The sequence below is a fragment of the Corynebacterium sp. c7Ub_26 genome, assembly GCF_053760365.1.
This window is the reverse complement of record NZ_JBSNBL010000001.1, coordinates 120557-141164: the sequence shown is the minus strand read 5'-3', so window position 1 is coordinate 141164 and position 20608 is coordinate 120557. Positions and strand designations below refer to the sequence as shown.

Genomic DNA, 20608 nt, shown 5'->3' with positions numbered 1-20608 from the left:
CGATGCCGACCTACACCCGACCAAGAATGTCGAGCGCAGCATTAGCCGCCTGGACCGAGGAATTATCAACTTCATCAAGGTGCACGGACGTCTCAGACTCCCCAATGACGTCGGTCACGGACCGCACTGAGATAAACGGCGTCTCATGAAGAACCGCCGTCTGCGCGAGAGCCGAAGATTCCATATCAACGACGGACGCGTCCGGAAAAATCTCGCGGATCGCGGCAGCCTCGGGGATGCCGACAAAGCGATCCACGCTGACGAAGCCGAGCGCTTTGGCTTCCATGGCATCTGCAGCTGCTAACAGGTCGCGGTCACCCGGGTAACCCGCGGTAAGGCCCGGCACCTGACCGCGCTCGTAGCCGAATGCCGTGAGGTCGAAGTCGCCCGGGACAACTTTCTCGCTTACCACGACGTCACCAATTGAGGCACGACCAGGTACAACACCGGCTGTGCCGATGGACATCACGCAGCCGATCTCGCCGGGCTCGGCGGATTGGCTCGCTGCGCCATTCGCGGATCCGTCGTTACTAGTTCCGTCGCTCACTACGGACGGCCCTAAACACAACCCAACAGTGGCCGCGTGCGCCGCGTTCACCAGCCCAATACCGCTGAGAAGCAGCAGGATGGTCTTGCCACCATGACGGCCCACTACAGCGTCGTGAATACCGGGAAGGTGGACGCTGTGAGCGTCGTCCAAGCGCGCTTTCAGCGGCTCGAATTCCTCCGGCATTGCCGCAATGAGCAGGGCTACGGATGAATCAGATTCGCTATAGGTACGCCCCGGGCGTGGAACGTCGGACATGACCGATGGTTCGTCACCGCTCACGCAAAAACCTGATTCCACTCATCGCTGTGGGCATCGAACTCTGCCAGCTCTTTCTTGGCACCGTCGAGATCATGGTGCTCCGCCCAACCGCACGACTTAATTCCCGCGCCGGGCACGGAATCCCACTTCTCGATATCCGCGATAGCCTTCTTGACAGCGTCGGCAACTTCGTCCCAGGTGGGGCCGTCGGCAGTCGTATCTACGGTCAAGTAAAAGCCGGTCTGGCACCCCATTGGGCCGAAGTCAATGACTCCCTTTAAGTGGTCGCGGAGCGCCTCGGCCATGCTGTGCTCGATCGCGTGCATCGTTGACATCTCGATGTGCGACTTGTTCGGCTGGCGGAACCGTAGGTCGTACTTAACGATCGTGTGGCCATCAGCGATCTCGTAATCGGATGCGCGCCGGATGTAAGGCGCAGCCACCTGCGTGTGGTCTAATTCAAAGCTTTCAACGTTCTTTGGCACAGTGTTCACTCCTATCATGGTGGGTAGATATCAAGTTACCGTTGTGTTTCGGAACACCTATTGAAGTAATTTTCATCACATTATAGATCATGTGATGTCCCATTGATGGCTCTCTATCCACGCTGCAATCCAGGCTATCACTGCTTTGCCCTGACCTTCGTGGCCTGATGGTGCAATAACGCGGCCGGCCGACGCTACCCACATAAACCAGCACGTCCGTAGCTATTTTGTAACTCTTTTGTTATTCTCTTCCGCAGTTATTGATGCGAGTACCAATTCCCGCGGAAACAAGGGATGACGGCCGTCACTCAAGGGAGGCCACGGATTGACCAACAACAATCCAACCACGGGGAATAATTCCGAGTCCGAGCGACGCGACGACTCTCCACGCACGAATTCCTCGTCACAATCGACGCCGTCATCACGCTCAGCATCATCGGCATCATCTTCATCATCGTCACCAATTGCCGACGGTTCCTCGCTCTCTGGTTCCAGCGACGGAGCTCAAACAGTGTCGTCGGAACGCGTCGTCTATAACGGCACCCCGCCGTCACGAGGCCGCCTCCCCATTTACACTTTCGTCGGAACTGGCCTGGTTTTCGCGTGTGCGATCGGAGTAGGCGTCTGGAAGCTCTCCTCACCCGAGACAGCTTCGTCGACCACGAAGCACCCCACCACCGTCGAGACAGAGTCGGTGTCTTCAAATGACAAGACTAACGACGTTGAAGCCGCTGGTTCACAGGGGTCGAACGGTGGTGGCACGTCCAACTCTGGTCAGGGGAATAAAAACTCCGGGAACGCTGAGAGCAATGGTTACACGCAGTCAGATAACCAGTCCGGCAACGGTGTTACCAGCGGCGATAAGAATAACCGCAGCTCGAGCGGAAATAGCTCCACCGGAAACGACTCGAACGAAAATAGCTCCCAAGGGAACGATTCACAATCCCACGAGCAGTCGAACGCCAACACTCAGTGGGACGAGGACCCCATCTTGCCTCCCGGTACCAAGCGGGGCGAGACACACCTCGGTGCGCTCGGCATCCCGCGCGACAACGGCAACACCGCAATAGGGCAGCACAGTGGCACATCTGATGCCGGCGAGTCCACGGACGATTCGGATAGCGCGCCGGGGATTGGGCTTTGGTTTACCAAGACGCCAGAGAGCCTGCAACGCGTCCTGAGCAGTAGTCAGGTGCAGCAAGCTCGGGAAATTATCGACAATTCGGTCGCGCAGGCACAGTCCGAAGCTGTCCCCATGCATCGAAACAAAGATGGAGTGTGGGTAGCCGACGACAACGACGAGAAACCCACCCCGAGCAGCGAGACCCCCAACCCCTCGGAGGCACACAGCGTCCACCCGTCTAGTGGTGCGAAGCCCACCGATTCTGCGGATTCCCCCGGGTCATCGCAAGCGCCGGCGCCATCCGAACCATCTGCTCAGCCGTCGCAAGAACCCACTCCGACGGATACACAGAATGGCACGAATTCTCGAGGTGGAGCAGCCCAACCGACAACGACCCACCCGAGTGCAATACATGAGGGCAACCAGGGTGGAGCGCCGACGCAGGAGCCCACTGGCACCGTTCCGCACACTACCGCCGTTACCGGGCCGAACAGCGCCGACGACGATTCTAGCGAGTAGTAGCCGGGGACGGCGCTTCTCACGGGCGGCCCGGCGAATAGTCGCTCCGACTAACCTGCGACCGTCGCAACGAAAACTTCAGCGAGTTCATCGCTGGTATTCGTCATGAGAGTGCTTTCTGCATCGTCGGGGATCCACGCAGCCTGGCTGGGGGTGAGATCCAGCGGTCCAAAACCATCACCGCGAATGTGGTCATCACCCTCCGACGCTGGTGCGTCATCAGCCGACGGTTGCGAAACATGAACAGTGCCGCGCGTACACAGAACAATCGCAGGCCCAACCAATTCCTCCGACAATGACTTCCCATCGCTGGCCACACTCGATACTGCAACCGACTGACCCGAATTCAACTCCCAGCGCTGCAGACGGAACTCAGGCGCCGGCGTCGGATAAAAAACACCCTGCACAGAGGACTGCGAGCCTGCGGACTCACCCGAGGCCGAGCCGCCGGTCGTTAATTGATTCGGAGTAATCACCGGATCCGGCAGAGGATCGAACGAGAGCACGCGAACCAACTCGGGAACATCAATATGCTTCGAGGTCAACCCACCGCGCAGTACATTATCCGAGTTCGCCATGATCTCCACGCCGAACCCGTGAACATAGGCGTGCAGCTGGCCCGCGTTGAGGTAAATCCCCTCCCCCGGCTCAAGACGAATGTGGTTCAGCAACAACGCGCAAAGGACGCCAGGATCGGACGGGTAGCGGTCGGCCAGCTCGATCAGATGGTCGGCAACCATCGCGAACTCCGTCTTACCGCTGTCACGGTAGGCCCGAGCCCCCTCCACAACGGCAGCGATCAACGTTTTGCGCTGGTCAGAGGGAAGAGTAATCCACGTCGTGACCAGGCTGCGCAACCCTTCAGAGGGAAGAATCCCGGAGATCAGCACACGATAGCGCTCTAATTCCGGGACGGACAACGCGTCGAAAAGCTTAAGAGTCTGCTCAATCGGGCGGAAGCCGCACATCGCGTCGAACTGAGTGAGCGCCACGATCAATTCGGGTTTGTGATTATCATCGCGGTAATTCCGCTCCAACGCATCGCGCGCGATACCCAGGGTGTCCTCCCGGGCACACCCCTCTTCCGCCTGTTCCTTCGTCGGATGAGCCTGCAAACTCAACGGTTTATCCGCCGCGAGCAACTTGAGCAGGAACGGCAACCGACCCTCGTAGGCTCGGGACATGCCAGCGCCCAGGGCACTGACGGAGTCCGACGCGATGAGAACATCCAGGGGTTCGCCATCCACTGTTGCCGGGGCTCCCGGGTGGGCACCAAACCACATTTCCGCCTCAGGGTGATCCGACGGCGTTGGCCGGCCAGCCATCTGCGCTATCGCCGTGCGCGACCCCCACGGATACGTACGAATTGCCCCAGTGAGCGGCTGAACCATCTAAACCTCCATTAAAAATATCTATCGTGCAGCGTGACGTACTGGTCAAAACAATGTGCTGGCCACAAAACTTATGCAGACAAGCTACCTACACCGCCATCACTCCTGAGCAACAACATAGGCAGCAGCGGCCGCGCACCGCGCAGCCAATACACAGATGTACGCGACCGCGGAGTGAAGATCCGACGCCGTCAGATCCACCACCGTCACCGGCCGCACATCAAAATACCTCTCGAGTCTACTGAGCTCCTGCTCGGAAGGATATGCCCGCGACATCCCCGCATCAGGCTCCTCATTCCTCCCCCGGACCGAATATCCCCCGAGACCCGGCACTACCACGGCAGCCAGCGGCTGGACCGCGGGAGCATCCAAGAATGGATCATAAAAAATTGACTTATCGACGTCACTACTGGCGCTGCCCGACCCGGTACCCGTTTCTCCCGACGAGTCGATGGCCGTATCCATCGACGTCCCCCGGTGAAGGTCCGAATAAAACCGAGCAAGCTCAGCGGTATCGGCGGTAGCAGCGACAATCCCATGATGAAGAAGCCGCATCGCGGCGAACGAAGCAACATGCCGAGTAGCACCATCGCCTGCAATGACCACTCGATGATCCTTCATACGCAACCCCAGCTGACGTGCAGGATTCACGGACTCATCGCGCTCGGGACCACTAGCTTCCATCTCACGATCGACGGCGTCTGCCGCATAATCCAACACGCCTTGAATCGGCAGCTGGCCGACGAGACCACATCCGCCCGTCACGGTGGCAATATACCGACCCCATGAATCTCCCGTGACACCCGGAATGTCCGGGACAACAAGGCCATACCCTGTGCCTGCCTCCGCAACAGGTCCCGACGTCGGTGCAGCCACCATAACCATCGCCCCGACCTGCCGGCACCGCACCACAGCTTCCTCCGCTTCACGGTCCGCAGGATCCGGCGTCAGGACAATCACGCAGTCCATTGCTCCCACGTACCGAGGCAGACGGTCCACCACCACGATGGGGACCGACGGATCCGGAATCAGCGCGACCGCGGCACGGGCAGCGTGAACTGCGGTATCCGAACACGCCACAATCACGACGCCGCGGGCAACGTCGGGAATACTTTTCGCGAAGGAACGGAGATCCTCAGAGGAATCGTCGGTCGTGTCGTCGGCAATACCGAAAAAGTCGGAGCGCAGGCTTTCTGTGCTGGGGCCGTCGGGCGTGCTCTCTATCGTCGGGCGGTCAAGGACTGACATAACGTCAGATAGTGACCGAGCGACGGCGCGGATGCGCGCGCCTTCTTGAGCTACCGTTACAAGCGTTTCGCGGGGGTACACAACGGCCTATTCTAGGCGCGAATAACCGCTAAAACATCCGAGGTGAGGGCATCGACGGCCTCACGGGTCTTAGCCTCTGCGTTCAACCTGAGGAGCGGTTCCGTGTTCGAGGCACGCACATTGAACCACTCACCGTTCCCGAGTTCGACGGTGAGGCCGTCGAGTTCATCCATGCTCTCGGCGCGGTCGGCGTACGCGGCGCGGACCGCCTCAACCCGCTCCCACTGGGCCTCGGCAGAGTCCAGACGCGAGTTGATCTCGCCGGAAGCCTCGTACCGCGAGTAGTGGTCCATCAGCTCCGACAGGGGCTTATCCTGCGATCCCAGCGCGGCGAGCACGTGGAGTGCCGCCAACATTCCGGAGTCGGCGTTGAAGAACTCGGTGAAGTAATAGTGAGCGGAGTGCTCGCCACCGAAAATGGCGCCCGTCTCTGCCATCGTCGCCTTGATGAAGGAATGGCCGACGCGGGTACGCACTGGTTTCCCACCGTTCTCCGTGATCATTTCGGGGACGGTGTGGGAGGTGATCAGGTTGTGGATGATGGTCGCGCCGGGCTTCTGGCTCAAGTAGCGCTCGGCGATGAGTGCGCAGATCGCGGACGGAGTGACAGGGTTGCCCTTTTCGTCGACCACGAAGCACCGATCGGCGTCGCCGTCGAAGGCCAGTCCGATGTCGGCCTTCTGATCAACCACGAATTTCTGGAGGTCCACAAGGTTCTTCGGCTCCAGGGGGTTGGCCACGTGGTTCGGGAATGTTCCGTCGAGCTCGAAATACAGAGGTCGAATATCCAGAGGAAGGCCACCCAGAACGGCGGGGACGGTGTACCCACCCATTCCGTTGCCGGCATCCACCGCGACAACGAGGGGACGCGAGGAAGTCAGGTCGACGAGGCTATTGAGGAACTTCGCGTAGCCGGGCAACACATCTTTGTCCGTGGACTCGCCACGGTCACCGTCATAAGCCGGAACGCCCTGCACGAGGTCATCTTTGATCTCAGCCAAACCGGTCTGCTCCCCCACCGGCCGAGCTCCCGCGCGGCACATCTTGATGCCGTTGTACTGGGACGGGTTGTGAGAGGCGGTGAACATTGCTCCCGCCCACTTCATGCTCCCGGATGCGTAGTACAGCTCATCGGTCGAGCACAGATGGACCTTGACGACGTCGAGCCCCTGATCCATAACTCCCTCGGCGAAAGCGTCGGACAGCGATGGTGAGCTTTCCCGCATATCGTGCCCGACGGCGACTGTGGATTCCCCCTCCGACCGGAGCAGACGAGCAAACGCGGCGCCGACCTCTTTCACAAAAGCTTCATCGATGTGCTCCCCGACGACCCCCCGGACGTCGTAAGCCTTGATAACGGAGTCAACAAATGAGCGATCGCGCGCAGGCACGGGAATCCTTTCGTCTGAATAATGTTCGCAGTTATCTTACACGGGCTTGACTTATCGATGTCACCTATCGCCATCCGGATCCGGGTCCGGAACGGCGTGGAGATGGCCGCGCTTACGCCCCGGAATGTTATGCAACGACGGGTGCCGAACTTCCGACGAGTCCTGTGTCCGCGACCACCCCTGGGCGGGCTCATGTGGTTCTGAGTGGTTCGACGCTCCCCGTCGCATCGTCCTTGCCGACGGTTCCTGCTCGGTCCCGGCGCGGTGGGATTCAGCCCGGTTATGGGGTGCGACGTGTGACGCGTGGTGGTTATCCGGCCGCCGGTGACGGCCCGTTTGGCCCGTCGTGATGACGGACCTCCCGTAGGAGGACTCCACGGCGGGTTCTTCCCCGCGGCCACGCCACATGCGACGACGACTCTCCCGCTCCTTCGCTGCTTGGAGAAGGGGGGATTCGATCTCCCACTCGGCGTCATCGTCGGAGTCGGTATCGCCGTCGTTGTTGTAGGCGTCGGCTGCGTGGCCGTCGGGTGCGGACCTCATGCTTGACGGTTCCGTCGAGAATGTTCTTTTCTCGTTGTGATGGCGTGTGGCCTCACCGCGGTGTCCGTTTAAGCGCGAAATAGTGTCTTGAATATCGGCAACTGCGCCCTGGGTTGCGTCGGCATGACGAGCGCCAGAACCAGCACCAAACCGAGCACCGGGACCAGCAACAGAACCGGCGTCGAAATGCGCGTCGCCACTGTGAGTGTCATTGACGCTATCCAAGAGCGCTGTCATATCGTCGACACCATCGACGTCGAGCTCGTCGCGAATAACTGTCCACCCCTCGGGCGGGCGGAACTGCGCGGAATGGCGCGCACACAAATCCCAACTGTGGGGATTGTCGTCTAAGGAGAGGGGGCCGACGATGACTGTTTCCTCCGCGTGCGAATACACCAAGGTCGCAGCTGCGGGTCGGCCGCAACCAGGGCGGCAGCACAGTCGCTTCTTATTCACGCACTTTTCGTTCACGTCGCATTAGTCTAGCTGCCCATGTCCTCAACGCCGACGGCGTGGATGATTCATCCTGTCGACGGCGCCCATTAGGGTTGGTGGCATGGATTATTCCCGCCGAGCTGAGCGCCACGGTCGTGGCATACGTGGGCCTATCTTGCCCCCCGAAGTTCCGCGGTGGACCAGCCGCCCGGCAGAATTCGACCAGGCCGTTTTAGATGCCTACGCCCCGATCCACGAACAATGGTCGGAAGAATTAGAACACCTGGACATCGCATTAGACACCGTGCCACGAATGCGCTCCCGTCAATTGACGACGGTGTGGCCCGACGAAGTGGTGGCCGACGGCGCAGTCCCCCTGGGCCGGCTGATACCTGCCGGTGTCGACGATGATGGCCGTCCGACGCGCCCCCGGATTGTTGTTTTCCGACGCCCCATTGAAATGCGCACACAAAATATGACCGAGCGCTCGGAATTGCTCCACTACATTATCGGGAAGCTGGTGGCGACGTATTTGAACGTCGAGCCACGCATGATCGATCCAGATCTGGAATGAGCCGGCCGCTTTACCCGATCTGCCTCTTCAAACGACGACGCTCACGTTCGGATAACCCACCCCAAATACCGAAGCGTTCATCGTGCTCGAGGGCGTATTCAAGGCACTCATCACGAACCGCGCAGGCTTTACAAATACGTTTTGCCTCGCGGGTTGAACCACCCTTTTCAGGAAAGAAAGCCTCAGGGTCTGTTTCTGCGCAGAGAGCTTGTTCTTGCCACTCTTGCTCCACAGAATCGAAAAGGATATCAAAGTCCTCGGCAAGGTCGGACGAGTAGGAGGCATCGCCAGGCTGGTCCGGCTGTGTAACTTCCTCTCCCATGAGCGCATGGAGGGTAGCGCGAGGGAAGTGCGCGGATGAATCAGCCATGCCTCTCCTTTTTGGTTAAACGACGTGGTCGCGCCGGGGTGGATGGCTACTGGCACGCGTCGCGGTATTCACATCAAGGGTCATTCATGCGGTCAACGGGCCGGCAAGCTAGCACTACATCTTGTGGGGTCTTATGTTGTGCAGGCCGGCAAGCTTCTCGCACACTTTCCGCCTGATATGCACCATTCGCCCTGATAGGGAGTCAAATACGCCTGGAAAAACCAGGCATTACCACTCCCGCAAGGACAAACCAAGCACATTTTCCGTGTCGGCGGAAAGTCTTTCTACAGGACGATTACACACGTGTAATTCGAATACGTCAAGCCCCGTCACCTGCGTAAACACGCCACATAAACCCCTTTAGTCACATCTGTCACACAGGTTACATAGGGGCGCTGACCCTTTTTCGGAGAAAACACGACATACCCTCATACTTAACCTGCATACCACTAGATGTTGTGGTCTACAGGTTCGGAATGGTTAATATACGTTTCCTTACCAATTTTTCATCAATGGGTGGGATAGATCCTTCCCGCGGAGGCTAAACGTCGGTAGAAAACCTAATTCCGCTATCGGGGATATTCACTCCGGGCCACACGCGGACACCGTCGATCAGTTCACACCGCGCACCGATCACTGCCCCCTCGCCGATCACCGCGTCGCGAAGAACAGCACGGGCACCAATCCGGGCACCCGCAGCAACGATGCAGCGTTCCAAGGTTGCGCCAGCCTCCACTTCGACACCGTCGAAAAGAACCGTCGTATCTAAGCGGGAGCCGCCGCCGACTTCACAACCGCGGCCCACGTAGGTGCCACCGAGCAAGAGCGCGCCTCCGCCGATCTGCGCCGACGAGTCCACCAGGGCTTCCCCAGTCTTCCCCACCAAAATCGGCGAATACGCAATACCGCGCACCAAGTCCGAACTACCGCGGACGAAGTCAGCCGGCGTACCCATATCACGCCAGTAGGCCTGATCGACGTGGCCATACACGCGTAGTCCGTCGTCAAGTAGTTTCGGGAACACCTCCCGCTCAACAGACACAACACGGTTCTCTGGGATGCGGCCAATAATCTCGTGCTTAAAGACGTAGCAGCCGGCGTTGATCTGGTCCGTCGGCGGATCCATCGTCTTCTCTAAGAACGCCGTCACCCGGCCGTCCTCATTCGTCGGCACGCAACCAAAAGCACGCGGATCGGGAACGCGCACCAGGTGCATCGTGACGTCCGCATCCTTCGTCGCATGGGTTCCTAACACTGCGCGAAGGTCCGTGCCGCCCAACACGTCACCGTTAAAAACGAGGGCGTTATCGTGGCGGAGCGATGGCAGCACGTTACGAATACCGCCGCCCGTGCCCAGGGCCTCCTCCTCCACGACATACTCGATCTCGAGGCCCAGGTCCGAGCCGTCACCAAAGTGCTCCTGGAACACTTCTGCTTTGAACGACGTCCCCAGCACGACGTGGGTCATCCCGGCCGCTTTGATCCGGCCCAGCAGATGCTGAAGAAAAGGCACCCCCGCCGTCGGCATCATTGGCTTCGGTACAGAATTCGTCAAAGGACGCAGGCGCGTCCCTTTACCCCCCACAAGAATGACGGCATCCGTGTTCTCCGCGAGATGCGCACCGACTTCTAGCTGCTGTTGATCTGCAGAATCCTGTGCCCATCCTTGGGCACCCCTGAAATCAACGACCATTTTTTCATGCCTTTCTAGACGTGCGTGACTCCAAGCCGGGTCAACGGCCTGTGTCACCGCTATCAATGGACGCGCGAAAAGTGGCCGACGCGCGTGCGTACAACGATTCGCGATTAAACTACCACTCCCCTAGGACAAAACTGTGCTCCCGCGCCTAGGGGCGACGACGTGCCCCGTGCTTCCGTCGAGTCCCCCGCACATTCACGACGTTTTAGCTCTGATGCCCTTTGGTATGACTATCCAGCCCAGCCAGGGCGACGAAAATTCCCATTCGCGCTTTCAATCCGCACCACAGCGCAACACGCAACGGCAGCCACCGCAGCCCCGGGTGCCGATCCGCCTGGAACCGGTAGGCGCTGTCATGATGGGCGGGAAGCATCGTTGATTTGTGCTTATTCGCGGAATGGCCCTGCGCGTGAGTCACCGTCGCCTCGGGAGTGAAGATGTTTTGCCAACCCGCGTGCGTCATGCGATCGCCCAGGTCAACGTCTTCCATATACATGAAGTACCGCTCGTCGAACCCGCCGATGGATTCAAACGCACCCCACCGGACTAACAAGCAGGAACCAGACACCCAACCTGCCTCGCGTTCACGGTCAAGGTCAGCGCCACGTCGATACTTCTTTGACCAGGGGTTATTCTTCCAAATCGGCCCCAACAGAGCGTGTCCAATACCGCTAATAACTTCCGGTACTTCCCGCGCGGACGGATACACACTGCCGTCGGGTTCCACAATTTTCGGCCCTACCGCTCCGGCCCGTGGGTGGCGATGCGCAGCCTCAATCATGCGGTCAATCGACCCCGGCGAGAACTCCACATCGGGGTTCACAATCACAAAGAATTCGCTGTCCACCGCGTTGTCGTGGCCCCGCCGTCGGGCCAACAGACGAGCCGCAATGTTCACCGCGGTTCCGTACCCCACATTTCCGCCCGTGCGGAGCAGCTCCACATTGGGCGCGACAGCTGCTTCCGGAGCGCCGTCGGTCGATCCATTATCAGCCATCACGACGACGAAATCCCGGCTGGTCGCGTCGGCAAGAGAATCGAGGAAACGACGGAGGTGATCCCCTGGCGAATAGGTCACGGTCACGATGGCTAGCGGAGCTCGATCCCCCTTGAGCTGGTGTTCTGCTGGTGACTCTGCCTGTTTATCGCTCACAGGTTCCATACTGTACTCGATCCCGCGATGAATCAGCACACACCGGTGACAGCGCGATGGACACCATCCTCCCAGGCCGGCAGCGGTGTCAGCCCCAGCGCGATCCACGACGAATTATCGAGAACAGACCAGTGAGGACGCGTCGCCGCCGTCGGATAATCCTGGGTCGAGATCGGGATGACACGATCCGGATCTGCCCCGACCTCTGCGAATACTCGACGCGCCACGTCCCACCAGGTGCACGCGCCCGCACCCGCGCAATGTACGACGCTCTCGGGGGCAAGGATCGCGGGGAAACTGATCGTTGCCGACGAGGCGCCCGAGAGCTCCCACAGGCCACGGGCAAGGTCAAACACGTTGGTGGGGCTTCCCCACTGATCATTAACGACGCGGACGTGGGGGCTATCGTCGCCGCGGGACTGCTGCTCCAGGCGCATCATGGTGGAGACAAAATCGTGGTGGTCAGGCAAGGCCGAGCCTGAATAAACCCACGCGGTTCGGACAATGACGGAGGGCACGTCGGTATTCTCGAATGCCGCCTGAACAGCGCGGTCGCCGGCTAACTTGGTACGGCCATAGACCGACTGCGGATGAGTGGGGGTGTCGACGCGTAGCGGTGCGTGTCCGCCGACGAAGGGCTCCGACGTTTCTGTCTGATTGGCTGACTCGTCGCCCCCATCCGGTTCTGTGGCGTCGTTCTGGCCGTAGACATAATCCGTCGAGATGTGGATAAACGGTATTTCTGCCTGCGCGGCCGCCTGCGCTAAATACGCGGTCCCATCAGTGTTGACGGCACGTGCAGCGTCCTGGTGAGCAGGGTCTTCGGCGCGGTCCACGGCGGTGTAGGCGGCGGCGTTAATGATCAAGTCGGGCTGTTCCGAATCCAGAACATCATGAATAACGTCCTGGTTGGTGATGTCCAAATCCGCCCGCCCCAAACATGAGATGCGCCCACTCCGTACCGGTGCCGGAGCAGTCATTGCTAACGCGGTTCCTAGTTGGCCTCGCCCTCCGGCGATGAGGATATTCACGGTCTTTACTCTCCTTGTGCCTGTGTACACGGGGCCGGGTCGCACCACCGACGTTTGCCACCCATATGTACTCCCATGTGTGCTCCGTCATAACAGTCATGACGTTCGACATGCCAAACGGTTATCGCGTCTCGCATAAACTACAGCGTAAGCTGTATATTCTCGAAAAGCTTCACGGTCATGCCGCCTTAATGTGTAGGCATAGCTATCGACCAAAGGAAATTTTTTGTATGGGTAGGACTGACGATTCTCGAGGCCAGGGCCCGAAGGGGCACTACTGGCGCGGTGACGACTCACATGGACGCTCGTCGCACGAACGCAGCGGCGACGCATCACGGCGGAGTTCCTATCGCCACGAGTCGCCATCCGGAGCCGGGGCCAACGACGCCACCAGCGAACAGTCTGGTGCTGGGCGTCGCGGCTACAACGGATCTACCCGCTATTCCGCCTCACGTCATAACCCTGATGACCACTCTGGTCACGAGAATCTGCGCGACCGCACCCCTCGCGAGCGCGGCAATCACCGCCATCGGTCCACCGACGCGTACCGACGCAGGAACACCTACGCGGAATCCTCCCGCCCATCGCGCGAGAGAAACCGTCCGGCGAATCGTGCCGCCGGAGCCCGCGTCATTCAGGCGCCACCGAACGCACGCCCCAGCCACAAACAGGTCGGGTCACGTGCGGTCAAGTCGCTTCTAGTGGTCATGGCGTTGGTCTGCGTCATACTGCCCGCCGTCGGCTATAAAGCAATCGGCGGGTTGGGCAATGAGATGGCCTCCGCCGGGAACCTCAAGCTGGGCGAAAAGGGCAAAGCGAAGGATGGCGCCACCGATATCCTCCTCGTCGGCGCGGATTCACGCACCGATGCCAAGGGCAACCCCCTCACGGAGGAAGAGGCGAATATGCTCCGCGCCGGGGATGACGTCGCAACCCTCAATACCGACACGATCGTGCTGATCCGCGTGCCCAATGATGGGTCGTCGGCAACGGCCATTTCCATTCCCCGCGATTCCTACATTCATACGAAAGACTTGGGGAACACGAAGATCAACGCGGTGTTCGGATCGACCAAGTTTGAGAAGGAGAAGGAGCTCCAGGAAGAGGGGAAGGATAAGGACGACATAGATAAGGAGTCCACTGAAGCTGGGCGTTCCGCACTGATCGATGCCGTGGCGAACCTCACGGGGATTACGGTCGATCACTACGCTGAGATCGGGCTTCTGGGGTTTGTGCTGCTCACCAACGCTGTCGGTGGAGTGGAGGTCTGTCTGAACAACGACGTTGACGACGACTTCTCCGGGGCGCACTTCAAGAAGGGCGTACAAACGCTTGATGGCGCGGATGCTCTATCCTTCGTCCGCCAGCGCCACGGCCTTCCTCGTGGCGACCTTGACCGCATCGCGCGGCAGCAGGCGTTCATGGCGTCGTTGGCTCACAAGATTCTCTCGACGGGCACGCTGACGAGCACGTCGAAAATCTCGAAACTCTCCGAGGCCGTTGAGCGGTCGGTGGTGTTGGACAACGACTGGGATGTCATGAGCTTTGCGACGCAGATGCAGGACGTTGCCGGCGGACATGTGTCCTTCCAAACCATTCCGACGACCAGCCTGGATGGAACGGGCGACAATGGCGAATCGATCGTTACCGTTGATCCCGACCAGGTGAAGGCGTTCGTCGCGAAGACCGTCGGCGAGGAGCCGCCGAAGAAGAGCGAGGATAGCCACAATGATTCGAGCGAATCGCCTTCCGAGAGCTCAACTGAAGAACCGGTCGAGCGGGACTTCATGGCCTCGCAATACACGGTGACGGTGACGAATGGTTCGTCCGTCACGGGCCTGGCCAGCCGGGTCTCGAAGATCGCGACCAGCGGGGGCTACGCGAAAGGGACCACAGCGAATGACACCGAGGGCAGCTCGCAGACCAGCGTCGTGAAGGCTGCCGATCCCGATTCGCACCCGGCGAAGTTCCTGGCTCAGAAGCTGCATCTCAAGGTGGAGCAGGACTCGTCGCTCTCGGATAACGAGATCAACGTGTACCTGACTAACGACTACAACGGTCCGGGCAAGACCGAGGATTCTCTGCAAAAGTACCTTGATGGAGAAGAGTCCGACGACAGCACCAACGCGGATGCGAACGCTGGGGCTGGGAGTGCCGGCGATGCCGGACCTGGTGAGAAGGGTGAGACCAATACTCAGCCTGGCGAGTCGCCGAAATTTGATGCTGGTGACAGCCCCAAGTGCGTGAATTAACGGGTGTGTGCCGGCGGGGCTAGAACAACCGATCCCCTGCCCCGCCCTGCAAACGACGCCCGACCTAACGACGCAACACTAGAAATGGAGCACCGATGGACCTGCTGAGAGCTGCGCTGAAGCACGACCCCAGTGCGCCACGCCTGACTGTCTACGTGGATTCCCCCGACACACGGAAATCGTCCCGTATGGAGTTCAGCACCATCACCCTGGATAGTTGGGCGTCCAAGCTTGGGAATTATTTCCTCGACGAAGCCATGATGAAGCCCGGTGACTCGGTGGCCGTGACCATGCCGACCCGGTGGCAGACCGCCGCGGTTATCCTCGGGGCAGTTCGAGCTGGCATCACACTTATCGACGACGAGAACGCTGCCGATGCAGAGACCAATGGTCTTGTTGCGTTTGTTGAATCTCTTTTTGCGCCATCGGACGAGGACGCAAGTAGCGCGGAACCTTCAGAGGATGCCGGCCTTCAGACTGACAACCCCTTCTTGCGCTACACCGACAGCATGACGGCATATTCTGGCGCCCCGGTTTATCTCTGCACCGACGACCCCTTCGGACGCTCAGTCGAAGACACTGGGGTTGACCTGGACGAACTCGACGTCGAGGAACCGGTGGATCTTTTTGGCGAGGCCCGACTGTGCCCCGATGCGTTTATGGGCAACGACTCGGCAGCGGACGATCCTGACCACATCGTTCTCCACGACTGCAACGGAACGCTAACCGTCGGCGAGCTCTATGACGCTGGTCAGCGCTGGTACGAGGCGCAACTTCACGACAATGATGCGGTAGCGGACGACAGCGAGACCACACCTCAGCCACACCGTGCACTTCTGGGCGCGTGGCCAACCATCCGCGACTTCTTGATCGTCGCCGTCGGGACCTGGATGAATAGTGGCTCACTCGTCATTTATTCCGATGAAACCAACCGGAATGACGGCCGATACAGCGATATTGCGGAGACAGAAAAAGCAGCTACCAGTGATTATCCGCAATAAGGGCACAATCCGCGGGGAACTAACCGGCACAGGAACCAGAGACCAAACGTCACTGCATGACAAAAGCGGATGCCTTGTCGGCACCCGCTTCATCTAAAACTACCAAGCAGAATTTACTTGGAGTGGCACTTGGTCAGGAAAGCCAGCTTCCCACCGGTGCGGCCAACTTTCTGCAAGCCACTGCTCTTTGCTGATTCAATCTTAGCCTTACGCTCTGCACGTGCAGCTTTCTTCTCTGCCTTGCGTGCGCGACGGGATTCCTTCTTGGAAACTTCCTTGTGCTTCGTGCGCGGAGCCGCAGCGATGTTCAGCAAACCACCGACGATAGCGGTGTTCAGCGCGAAGCTCAGAGCCTGGGTGTTCTTCTTCTCTGGTTCACTTTCCTCCCAGAAGCGGTGGCCGGCGTAAGTCGTCGGCACGAGGGAGCCCACCAAGCCCAGTGCTGCAAGGCGCGGGAAAATGCCGAGGCCCAAGGCGGTTCCCAAGCCCATCATCGAAACACCGTTTGCTTGAACAAGAAGGTTGGAGGAAACCGGGAGTTCCTTAATTCCCAGCTTGTCAGCGGCCTGCTCAACAACACCGGACAGCTGTTCGGAGTTGTCCAAGGCGTTCTTTCCGCCGACGATAAAAACAGGGGCGATGGCCGCGCGGCCAATAAAACGCAGAAGCTTAGACATAAGTGTTCACCTCATGAGTCGGATTGGTTCAGTAATGATTCTGGTGAAGGTCAGTTGTCGATTGTAGGCGCATTCAGGACATTAATCACCATCCACGCGCCTGTAGTGAGGTTTTCTTCACAAACGTGGCCGCACTGCGGACGCCCACATTGCGACGCCCCACACTATTAACGGAACAAATTTTTCACGTAGTACATTCCTACCGCGGCATATTCCCTCAACAAGCTATGGTTCTGCACGCTGCGCGGATTCGTCGCCCCCACAACCTCAACATCGCACTCACGAAAGAGCTCGGCGCGACGCAACCGCTCCACGATCATGTCAATGCGTATGCAGTGGAAATCGGTGCTCACCACCACGAGCGATTGCGGTTCCCGGCCCAACCGCTCAGTCATAATCGCGTGAGCTTGTCGGAGGTTTTCCTCCGTCGTTGTCGAGGTGTCTTCAACCACAATGTGTTGCGGCTGCATGCCTTGTTCGCGCGCATATTCCGCCATCGCCTCCGCCTCGGGGCGCGGCTCATCATTTCCCCGGCCACCGCAGAGAACCAAAACTGGTTCGTGCTCGGGGCCCTCGTCGCGGGAGCTTTCCGACGGATGTACGCGCTCAGTTTCACGCCAGACTTCTATTCCCTTGTCGACGCGATACGCCAAGACGCGGGATACCCGACCTTGAATGAGCCCGGCGCCGCAGACGATGATCCCCTCCGGAACGCCTGCAAGATGCTGGCCAGGACTACCATGCTGACCCAAACGATGGGACCGAGGCGTTGACCGATGGCGCCGCACGACACGCACAAAACACACGAACCCAACACCCAGAGCGACGAACACCAGCGAGTACCCGCCGGCAACGACCCTGACGAGTGGATGCACACCACTCGGCATCAGCGCAATCCATGCGACCGGAATGACGGTGGACGTCCACCACGCTGTCGCCGTCACCGCAGCCAGGTGGATAGGCCCCCGGCCGTCAGGTGTGCGAAGGGCTCGGCCCATCTTCCGCGCTGTCCACGCCCCCACCGCGCCGGTCACGGCGAGCCCCGCGGGAAGTAAGCGCCGCGTTCCCGCGTCGATAAGAAAAGAGAGTGACCAACCGATCACCCCAGCTCCGGTCAGGGCAATCGCGGCTGCAGGAGTGCGCGCGGTCTTCTTCACTGGCAGCTCACTTTCTGGCAGCTCACTCCGCGCCAGACATGAGCTTCTGGCGGAGCGCAAGGTCCTTCTTCAGGACGCTGGTCTCCATATCTTCCTGGTACTTCACCATTTTCGTGATTAGCGACGGATCCCCTGCCGACAGAATCCGCACGGCCAGGAGGCCCGCATTTTTAGCGCCGCCGACGCTGACCGTGGCGACGGGAACGCCGCTGGGCATCTGGACGATGGAGAGGAGGGAATCAATGCCTTCCAAATTGTCCAGCGGACGGGGAACGCCGACGACGGGGAGCGGCGTCGCTGCCGCCACCATGCCCGGCAAGTGGGCTGCCCCGCCAGCTCCGGCGATGATGCACGAGATGCCACGCTTGTGGGCCTGACGTGCGTAATCAAGCATGCGCTGAGGGGTTCGGTGAGCTGAAACCACACCGACCTCGAAGGGGACCCCGAACTCCTGAAGAATATCGGCGGCTGGCTTCATCGTTGGCCAGTCTGAATCCGACCCCATGATGAGGCCTACCTTGGGCCCGCGGGGCTGCGAATCAGCGCTAGCCTGTCCCGCGCTGGCCGAATCTGTCTGTCCACTGTTGTCAGTCATGTCAATTGTCCTCTCTTGTCCGGAACTTTTATTGCCTAGCTGCGCCGAACCTAGTCAGTAGTCTCCGGCCAACGTCCATGAACCAAGAAATAGGCCGCTTCCTGGGCCTTCTTCCGCACATCATCGGGAGACACAGCATTCGACTGTTCGCTGGAGGAGCCAGCTGAGCTAGACGGGTCCCCGGAATCCGACACCAACGATGCCGAGATGTTCACGTGCCCTATCTTCCGCCCAGGCCAGAACCCCTTGCCATAGAAATGGATTTTTGCCTCCGGGAACCGCTTCCACACATGAACCATGCGCTCTGACCAGGCCATATCGGGATCCTCGCCCCCACCCAGTACATTGGCCATCACCGTGCAGTCAGCAGTCATCGCGGTGCTTCCGAGCGGCATATCCGCCACCGCCCGCAGATGCTGCTCAAACTGGCTGGTCACACACCCGTCCTGCGTCCAGTGGCCGGTGTTGTGCGGCCGCATCGCCAGCTCGTTGACAACCACGGCTGGATAGCCGTCCACGTCCGTCGTCTCGAAAAGCTCAACGGCCATCACGCCGGTCACGCCGAGTTCCGTCGCAATGCGCGTGGCAATCCGCTGAGCTTCGTCGCGAAGAGAAGGCTCCAACCCCGGCGCGGGAGCAATAGCCAACCAGCAAATTCCGTCTTTTTGCACCGATTCGACGACGGGCCACAGCGCGGTCTCGCCCGACGGCGTGCGCGCAATCATCGCGGAGAGTTCGCGGACCAGGTGAACTTTGCGCTCGGCCATCGCGGGGGTGCCGTCGTCAATGAGGATAGCGACGAGGTCCGCACACTCATCCTCTGATTCGGGGAACCAGACGCCATGTCCGTCATACCCGCCACGGCACGCTTTGATGCATACGTCCCCATCCATGACGTGCCAGAACTGGCGCGCGTCATCGACCGACTCCATCGCCATGAAGGGAGGGACGGGGAGGCCCATCTCGCGGAGTTTCTTCCGCTGGGCCAGCTTGTCCTGGGCGTAGAGCAGCGCGTCGGGGCCGGGCTCCACATTCACCCCTTCGGATTGCAATGTTCGCAAATGCTCCGGGGGTACGTGCTCATGATCGAAAGTGACAGCGGTCGCCCCCGATGCCACGCGATGCAAGTCGTCGAGATTGGTGTAATCACCAATGACCACGTCGGGAATGATCTGGGCGGCGGATGCTGAGGTATCTGAGGCGAGCAACCGCAAGGACTGCCCTAATTCCGCCGCGGCAGGCTGCATCATGCGGGCCAGTTGCCCGTCGCCGATGACAGCGATCGTGGGCTGGCCTCCGATATGCGAGTCCGACGCGACCCGATCTGCCTTATCTTGATCTGTCTTGTCTACGGTATCTTCCGATCTAGCACTCACCCGGTTAAGTATAGGGGCCGCTACCAGCGGTGTCGCAGGCGTCTGGTGGTCACGCGTTTTACTCTGCGTACTTTTGCAACATTCGGGACCATCAAGGGGGGCATGCGGTAGACGTCGAAAATAAGGGTTGATCGACGGCGGTGCAGCCCAGTGACCTGGTCTAATGGGATATCGACAATATCGTCTTTAGCGAACCTGGTGACGACGCGATAGTTCGTGACGACGAGGCGATTGCGCCACCACTTCATCACCGGGCGGGCGAAGAACCAAGCCATGGCGACGACCCAGGCTATGAGGAGGAACTGGCGCAGTCCGCCGAAGCCACCGTCGACGAAGGAGCCGGCGGCACCATCGATCATTCCGATGATTCCCCACATGATTCCGCTGATGAGGATTGTTTCTAGGACTGGGAAGACGAGCGTGCCCCGTTTGGAATGGACGTCAACGAGAACTCTTTCGTCATCGGCAATGCGGTATTCGGGGAAGCCGCCGTTAAAGGGTGGGGGTGGTTCCAACGAATCATCATCGAAGGGCTCGCCACCGTCATCCTGGCCCCACAGGTCGGAGCCTCCGTAACCTCTGCGGCCATCGCGTTCATCGAGGTCATCCGTCGGTCGGTACGCATGGCTTCGGATGGCCACAGTGGGGCACCTCCCTTCTCAGCATGATCGTCGACAAAACTACCAGTTTTACCAATTG

19 protein-coding genes are annotated in these 20608 nt (G+C 59.7%); 4 read left to right on the top strand and 15 right to left on the bottom strand.

Features of this window, described 5'->3' with window-relative positions; all coding sequences use genetic code 11:
- Positions 1-10 precede the first annotated feature (10 nt).
- A complete protein-coding gene (gene mtnN / locus ACWORE_RS00625) occupies positions 11-829 on the bottom strand; it encodes a 5'-methylthioadenosine/S-adenosylhomocysteine nucleosidase (protein ID WP_406604939.1) in 819 nt (272 codons plus the stop codon).
- Complete coding sequence (locus ACWORE_RS00620) at positions 826-1293, bottom strand: S-ribosylhomocysteine lyase (RefSeq protein WP_296136404.1); 468 nt, start codon at positions 1291-1293, stop codon at positions 826-828. Before ACWORE_RS00620 ends, mtnN begins: the two co-directional genes overlap by 4 nt.
- A gap of 325 nt (positions 1294-1618) precedes the next feature.
- On the opposite strand from ACWORE_RS00620, the gene ACWORE_RS00615 reads away from it, so the two are divergent.
- Positions 1619-2935 (top strand): hypothetical protein, encoded by a 1317-nt coding sequence (locus tag ACWORE_RS00615; RefSeq protein WP_455302036.1) that lies wholly within the window; start codon positions 1619-1621, stop codon positions 2933-2935.
- A gap of 50 nt (positions 2936-2985) precedes the next feature.
- Here ACWORE_RS00615 and manA read toward each other — a convergent pair whose 3' ends face one another.
- From manA to ACWORE_RS00595, 4 genes are all read right to left on the bottom strand, one after another.
- The gene (gene manA / locus ACWORE_RS00610) at positions 2986-4326 is read right to left on the bottom strand and encodes a mannose-6-phosphate isomerase, class I (RefSeq protein ID WP_455302034.1); all 1341 of its coding nucleotides are present in this window, start codon (positions 4324-4326) and stop codon (positions 2986-2988) included.
- A 99-nt stretch (positions 4327-4425) separates the two neighbouring features.
- A complete protein-coding gene (locus ACWORE_RS00605; RefSeq protein ID WP_455302032.1) occupies positions 4426-5655 on the bottom strand; it encodes a hypothetical protein in 1230 nt (409 codons plus the stop codon).
- Positions 5656-5666: 11 nt separating this feature from the next.
- Entirely contained in the window at positions 5667-7046 is a 1380-nt protein-coding gene (locus ACWORE_RS00600; protein ID WP_296136413.1) for a phosphomannomutase/phosphoglucomutase, read from the bottom strand.
- Between the two features lie 60 nt (positions 7047-7106).
- Positions 7107-8060, bottom strand: coding sequence for a DUF3499 family protein (locus tag ACWORE_RS00595; RefSeq protein ID WP_455302030.1), 954 nt, complete (start codon positions 8058-8060; stop codon positions 7107-7109).
- A gap of 85 nt (positions 8061-8145) precedes the next feature.
- Here ACWORE_RS00595 and ACWORE_RS00590 point away from each other — a divergent pair, with 85 nt between their 5' ends.
- On the top strand, positions 8146-8598 hold the full coding sequence (locus ACWORE_RS00590; RefSeq protein ID WP_012732132.1) for a metallopeptidase family protein: 453 nt from the start codon (positions 8146-8148) through the stop codon (positions 8596-8598).
- A gap of 10 nt (positions 8599-8608) precedes the next feature.
- On the opposite strand, the gene ACWORE_RS00585 is transcribed toward ACWORE_RS00590, so the two are convergent.
- From ACWORE_RS00585 to rfbD, 4 genes are all read right to left on the bottom strand, one after another.
- Positions 8609-8920 (bottom strand): WhiB family transcriptional regulator, encoded by a 312-nt coding sequence (locus ACWORE_RS00585; RefSeq protein WP_046202810.1) that lies wholly within the window; start codon positions 8918-8920, stop codon positions 8609-8611.
- 589 nt (positions 8921-9509) lie between these two features.
- A complete protein-coding gene (locus ACWORE_RS00580) occupies positions 9510-10661 on the bottom strand; it encodes a mannose-1-phosphate guanylyltransferase (RefSeq protein WP_406604945.1) in 1152 nt (383 codons plus the stop codon).
- A gap of 211 nt (positions 10662-10872) precedes the next feature.
- The gene (locus tag ACWORE_RS00575) at positions 10873-11829 is read right to left on the bottom strand and encodes a glycosyltransferase family 2 protein (protein ID WP_455302028.1); all 957 of its coding nucleotides are present in this window, start codon (positions 11827-11829) and stop codon (positions 10873-10875) included.
- Between the two features lie 23 nt (positions 11830-11852).
- A complete protein-coding gene (gene rfbD / locus ACWORE_RS00570) occupies positions 11853-12851 on the bottom strand; it encodes a dTDP-4-dehydrorhamnose reductase (RefSeq protein WP_455302026.1) in 999 nt (332 codons plus the stop codon).
- Between the two features lie 230 nt (positions 12852-13081).
- Here rfbD and ACWORE_RS00565 point away from each other — a divergent pair, with 230 nt between their 5' ends.
- Both ACWORE_RS00565 and ACWORE_RS00560 read left to right on the top strand, forming a co-directional pair.
- A complete protein-coding gene (locus ACWORE_RS00565; protein WP_455302024.1) occupies positions 13082-15103 on the top strand; it encodes an LCP family glycopolymer transferase in 2022 nt (673 codons plus the stop codon).
- 95 nt (positions 15104-15198) lie between these two features.
- Positions 15199-16104, top strand: a complete 906-nt coding sequence (locus tag ACWORE_RS00560) for a TIGR03089 family protein (RefSeq protein WP_455302022.1) — start codon at positions 15199-15201, stop codon at positions 16102-16104.
- 113 nt (positions 16105-16217) lie between these two features.
- Here ACWORE_RS00560 and ACWORE_RS00555 read toward each other — a convergent pair whose 3' ends face one another.
- The 5 genes from ACWORE_RS00555 to ACWORE_RS00535 all read right to left on the bottom strand — a co-directional run bounded on the left by ACWORE_RS00555 (position 16218) and on the right by ACWORE_RS00535 (position 20550).
- A complete protein-coding gene (locus ACWORE_RS00555) occupies positions 16218-16781 on the bottom strand; it encodes a DoxX family protein (RefSeq protein WP_221923066.1) in 564 nt (187 codons plus the stop codon).
- A 167-nt stretch (positions 16782-16948) separates the two neighbouring features.
- Positions 16949-17938: a YdcF family protein gene (locus ACWORE_RS00550; protein WP_455302020.1), complete on the bottom strand. Its 990-nt coding sequence runs from the start codon at positions 17936-17938 to the stop codon at positions 16949-16951.
- A gap of 22 nt (positions 17939-17960) precedes the next feature.
- Positions 17961-18533, bottom strand: a complete 573-nt coding sequence (purE, locus tag ACWORE_RS00545) for a 5-(carboxyamino)imidazole ribonucleotide mutase (protein ID WP_455302019.1) — start codon at positions 18531-18533, stop codon at positions 17961-17963.
- A 50-nt stretch (positions 18534-18583) separates the two neighbouring features.
- Entirely contained in the window at positions 18584-19909 is a 1326-nt protein-coding gene (locus ACWORE_RS00540; RefSeq protein WP_455302017.1) for a 5-(carboxyamino)imidazole ribonucleotide synthase, read from the bottom strand.
- Between the two features lie 20 nt (positions 19910-19929).
- Complete coding sequence (locus ACWORE_RS00535) at positions 19930-20550, bottom strand: hypothetical protein (RefSeq protein ID WP_455302015.1); 621 nt, start codon at positions 20548-20550, stop codon at positions 19930-19932.
- Positions 20551-20608 lie beyond the last annotated feature (58 nt).

What these genes read in the sequence shown, in the direction of transcription:
- ACWORE_RS00585 (WP_046202810.1), bottom strand. Translation starts at nt 8,920, where the DNA reads ATGGGAGAGGAAGTTACACAGCCGGACCAGCCTGGCGATGCCTCCTAC.
- purE (WP_455302019.1), bottom strand. Translation starts at nt 18,533, where the DNA reads ATGACTGACAACAGTGGACAGACAGATTCGGCCAGCGCGGGACAGGCT.
- ACWORE_RS00580 (WP_406604945.1), bottom strand. Translation starts at nt 10,661, where the DNA reads ATGGTCGTTGATTTCAGGGGTGCCCAAGGATGGGCACAGGATTCTGCA.
- ACWORE_RS00575 (WP_455302028.1), bottom strand. Translation starts at nt 11,829, where the DNA reads ATGGAACCTGTGAGCGATAAACAGGCAGAGTCACCAGCAGAACACCAG.
- ACWORE_RS00555 (WP_221923066.1), bottom strand. Translation starts at nt 16,781, where the DNA reads ATGTCTAAGCTTCTGCGTTTTATTGGCCGCGCGGCCATCGCCCCTGTT.
- ACWORE_RS00560 (WP_455302022.1), top strand. Translation starts at nt 15,199, where the DNA reads ATGGACCTGCTGAGAGCTGCGCTGAAGCACGACCCCAGTGCGCCACGC.
- ACWORE_RS00590 (WP_012732132.1), top strand. Translation starts at nt 8,146, where the DNA reads ATGGATTATTCCCGCCGAGCTGAGCGCCACGGTCGTGGCATACGTGGG.
- ACWORE_RS00565 (WP_455302024.1), top strand. Translation starts at nt 13,082, where the DNA reads ATGGGTAGGACTGACGATTCTCGAGGCCAGGGCCCGAAGGGGCACTAC.
- manA (WP_455302034.1), bottom strand. Translation starts at nt 4,326, where the DNA reads ATGGTTCAGCCGCTCACTGGGGCAATTCGTACGTATCCGTGGGGGTCG.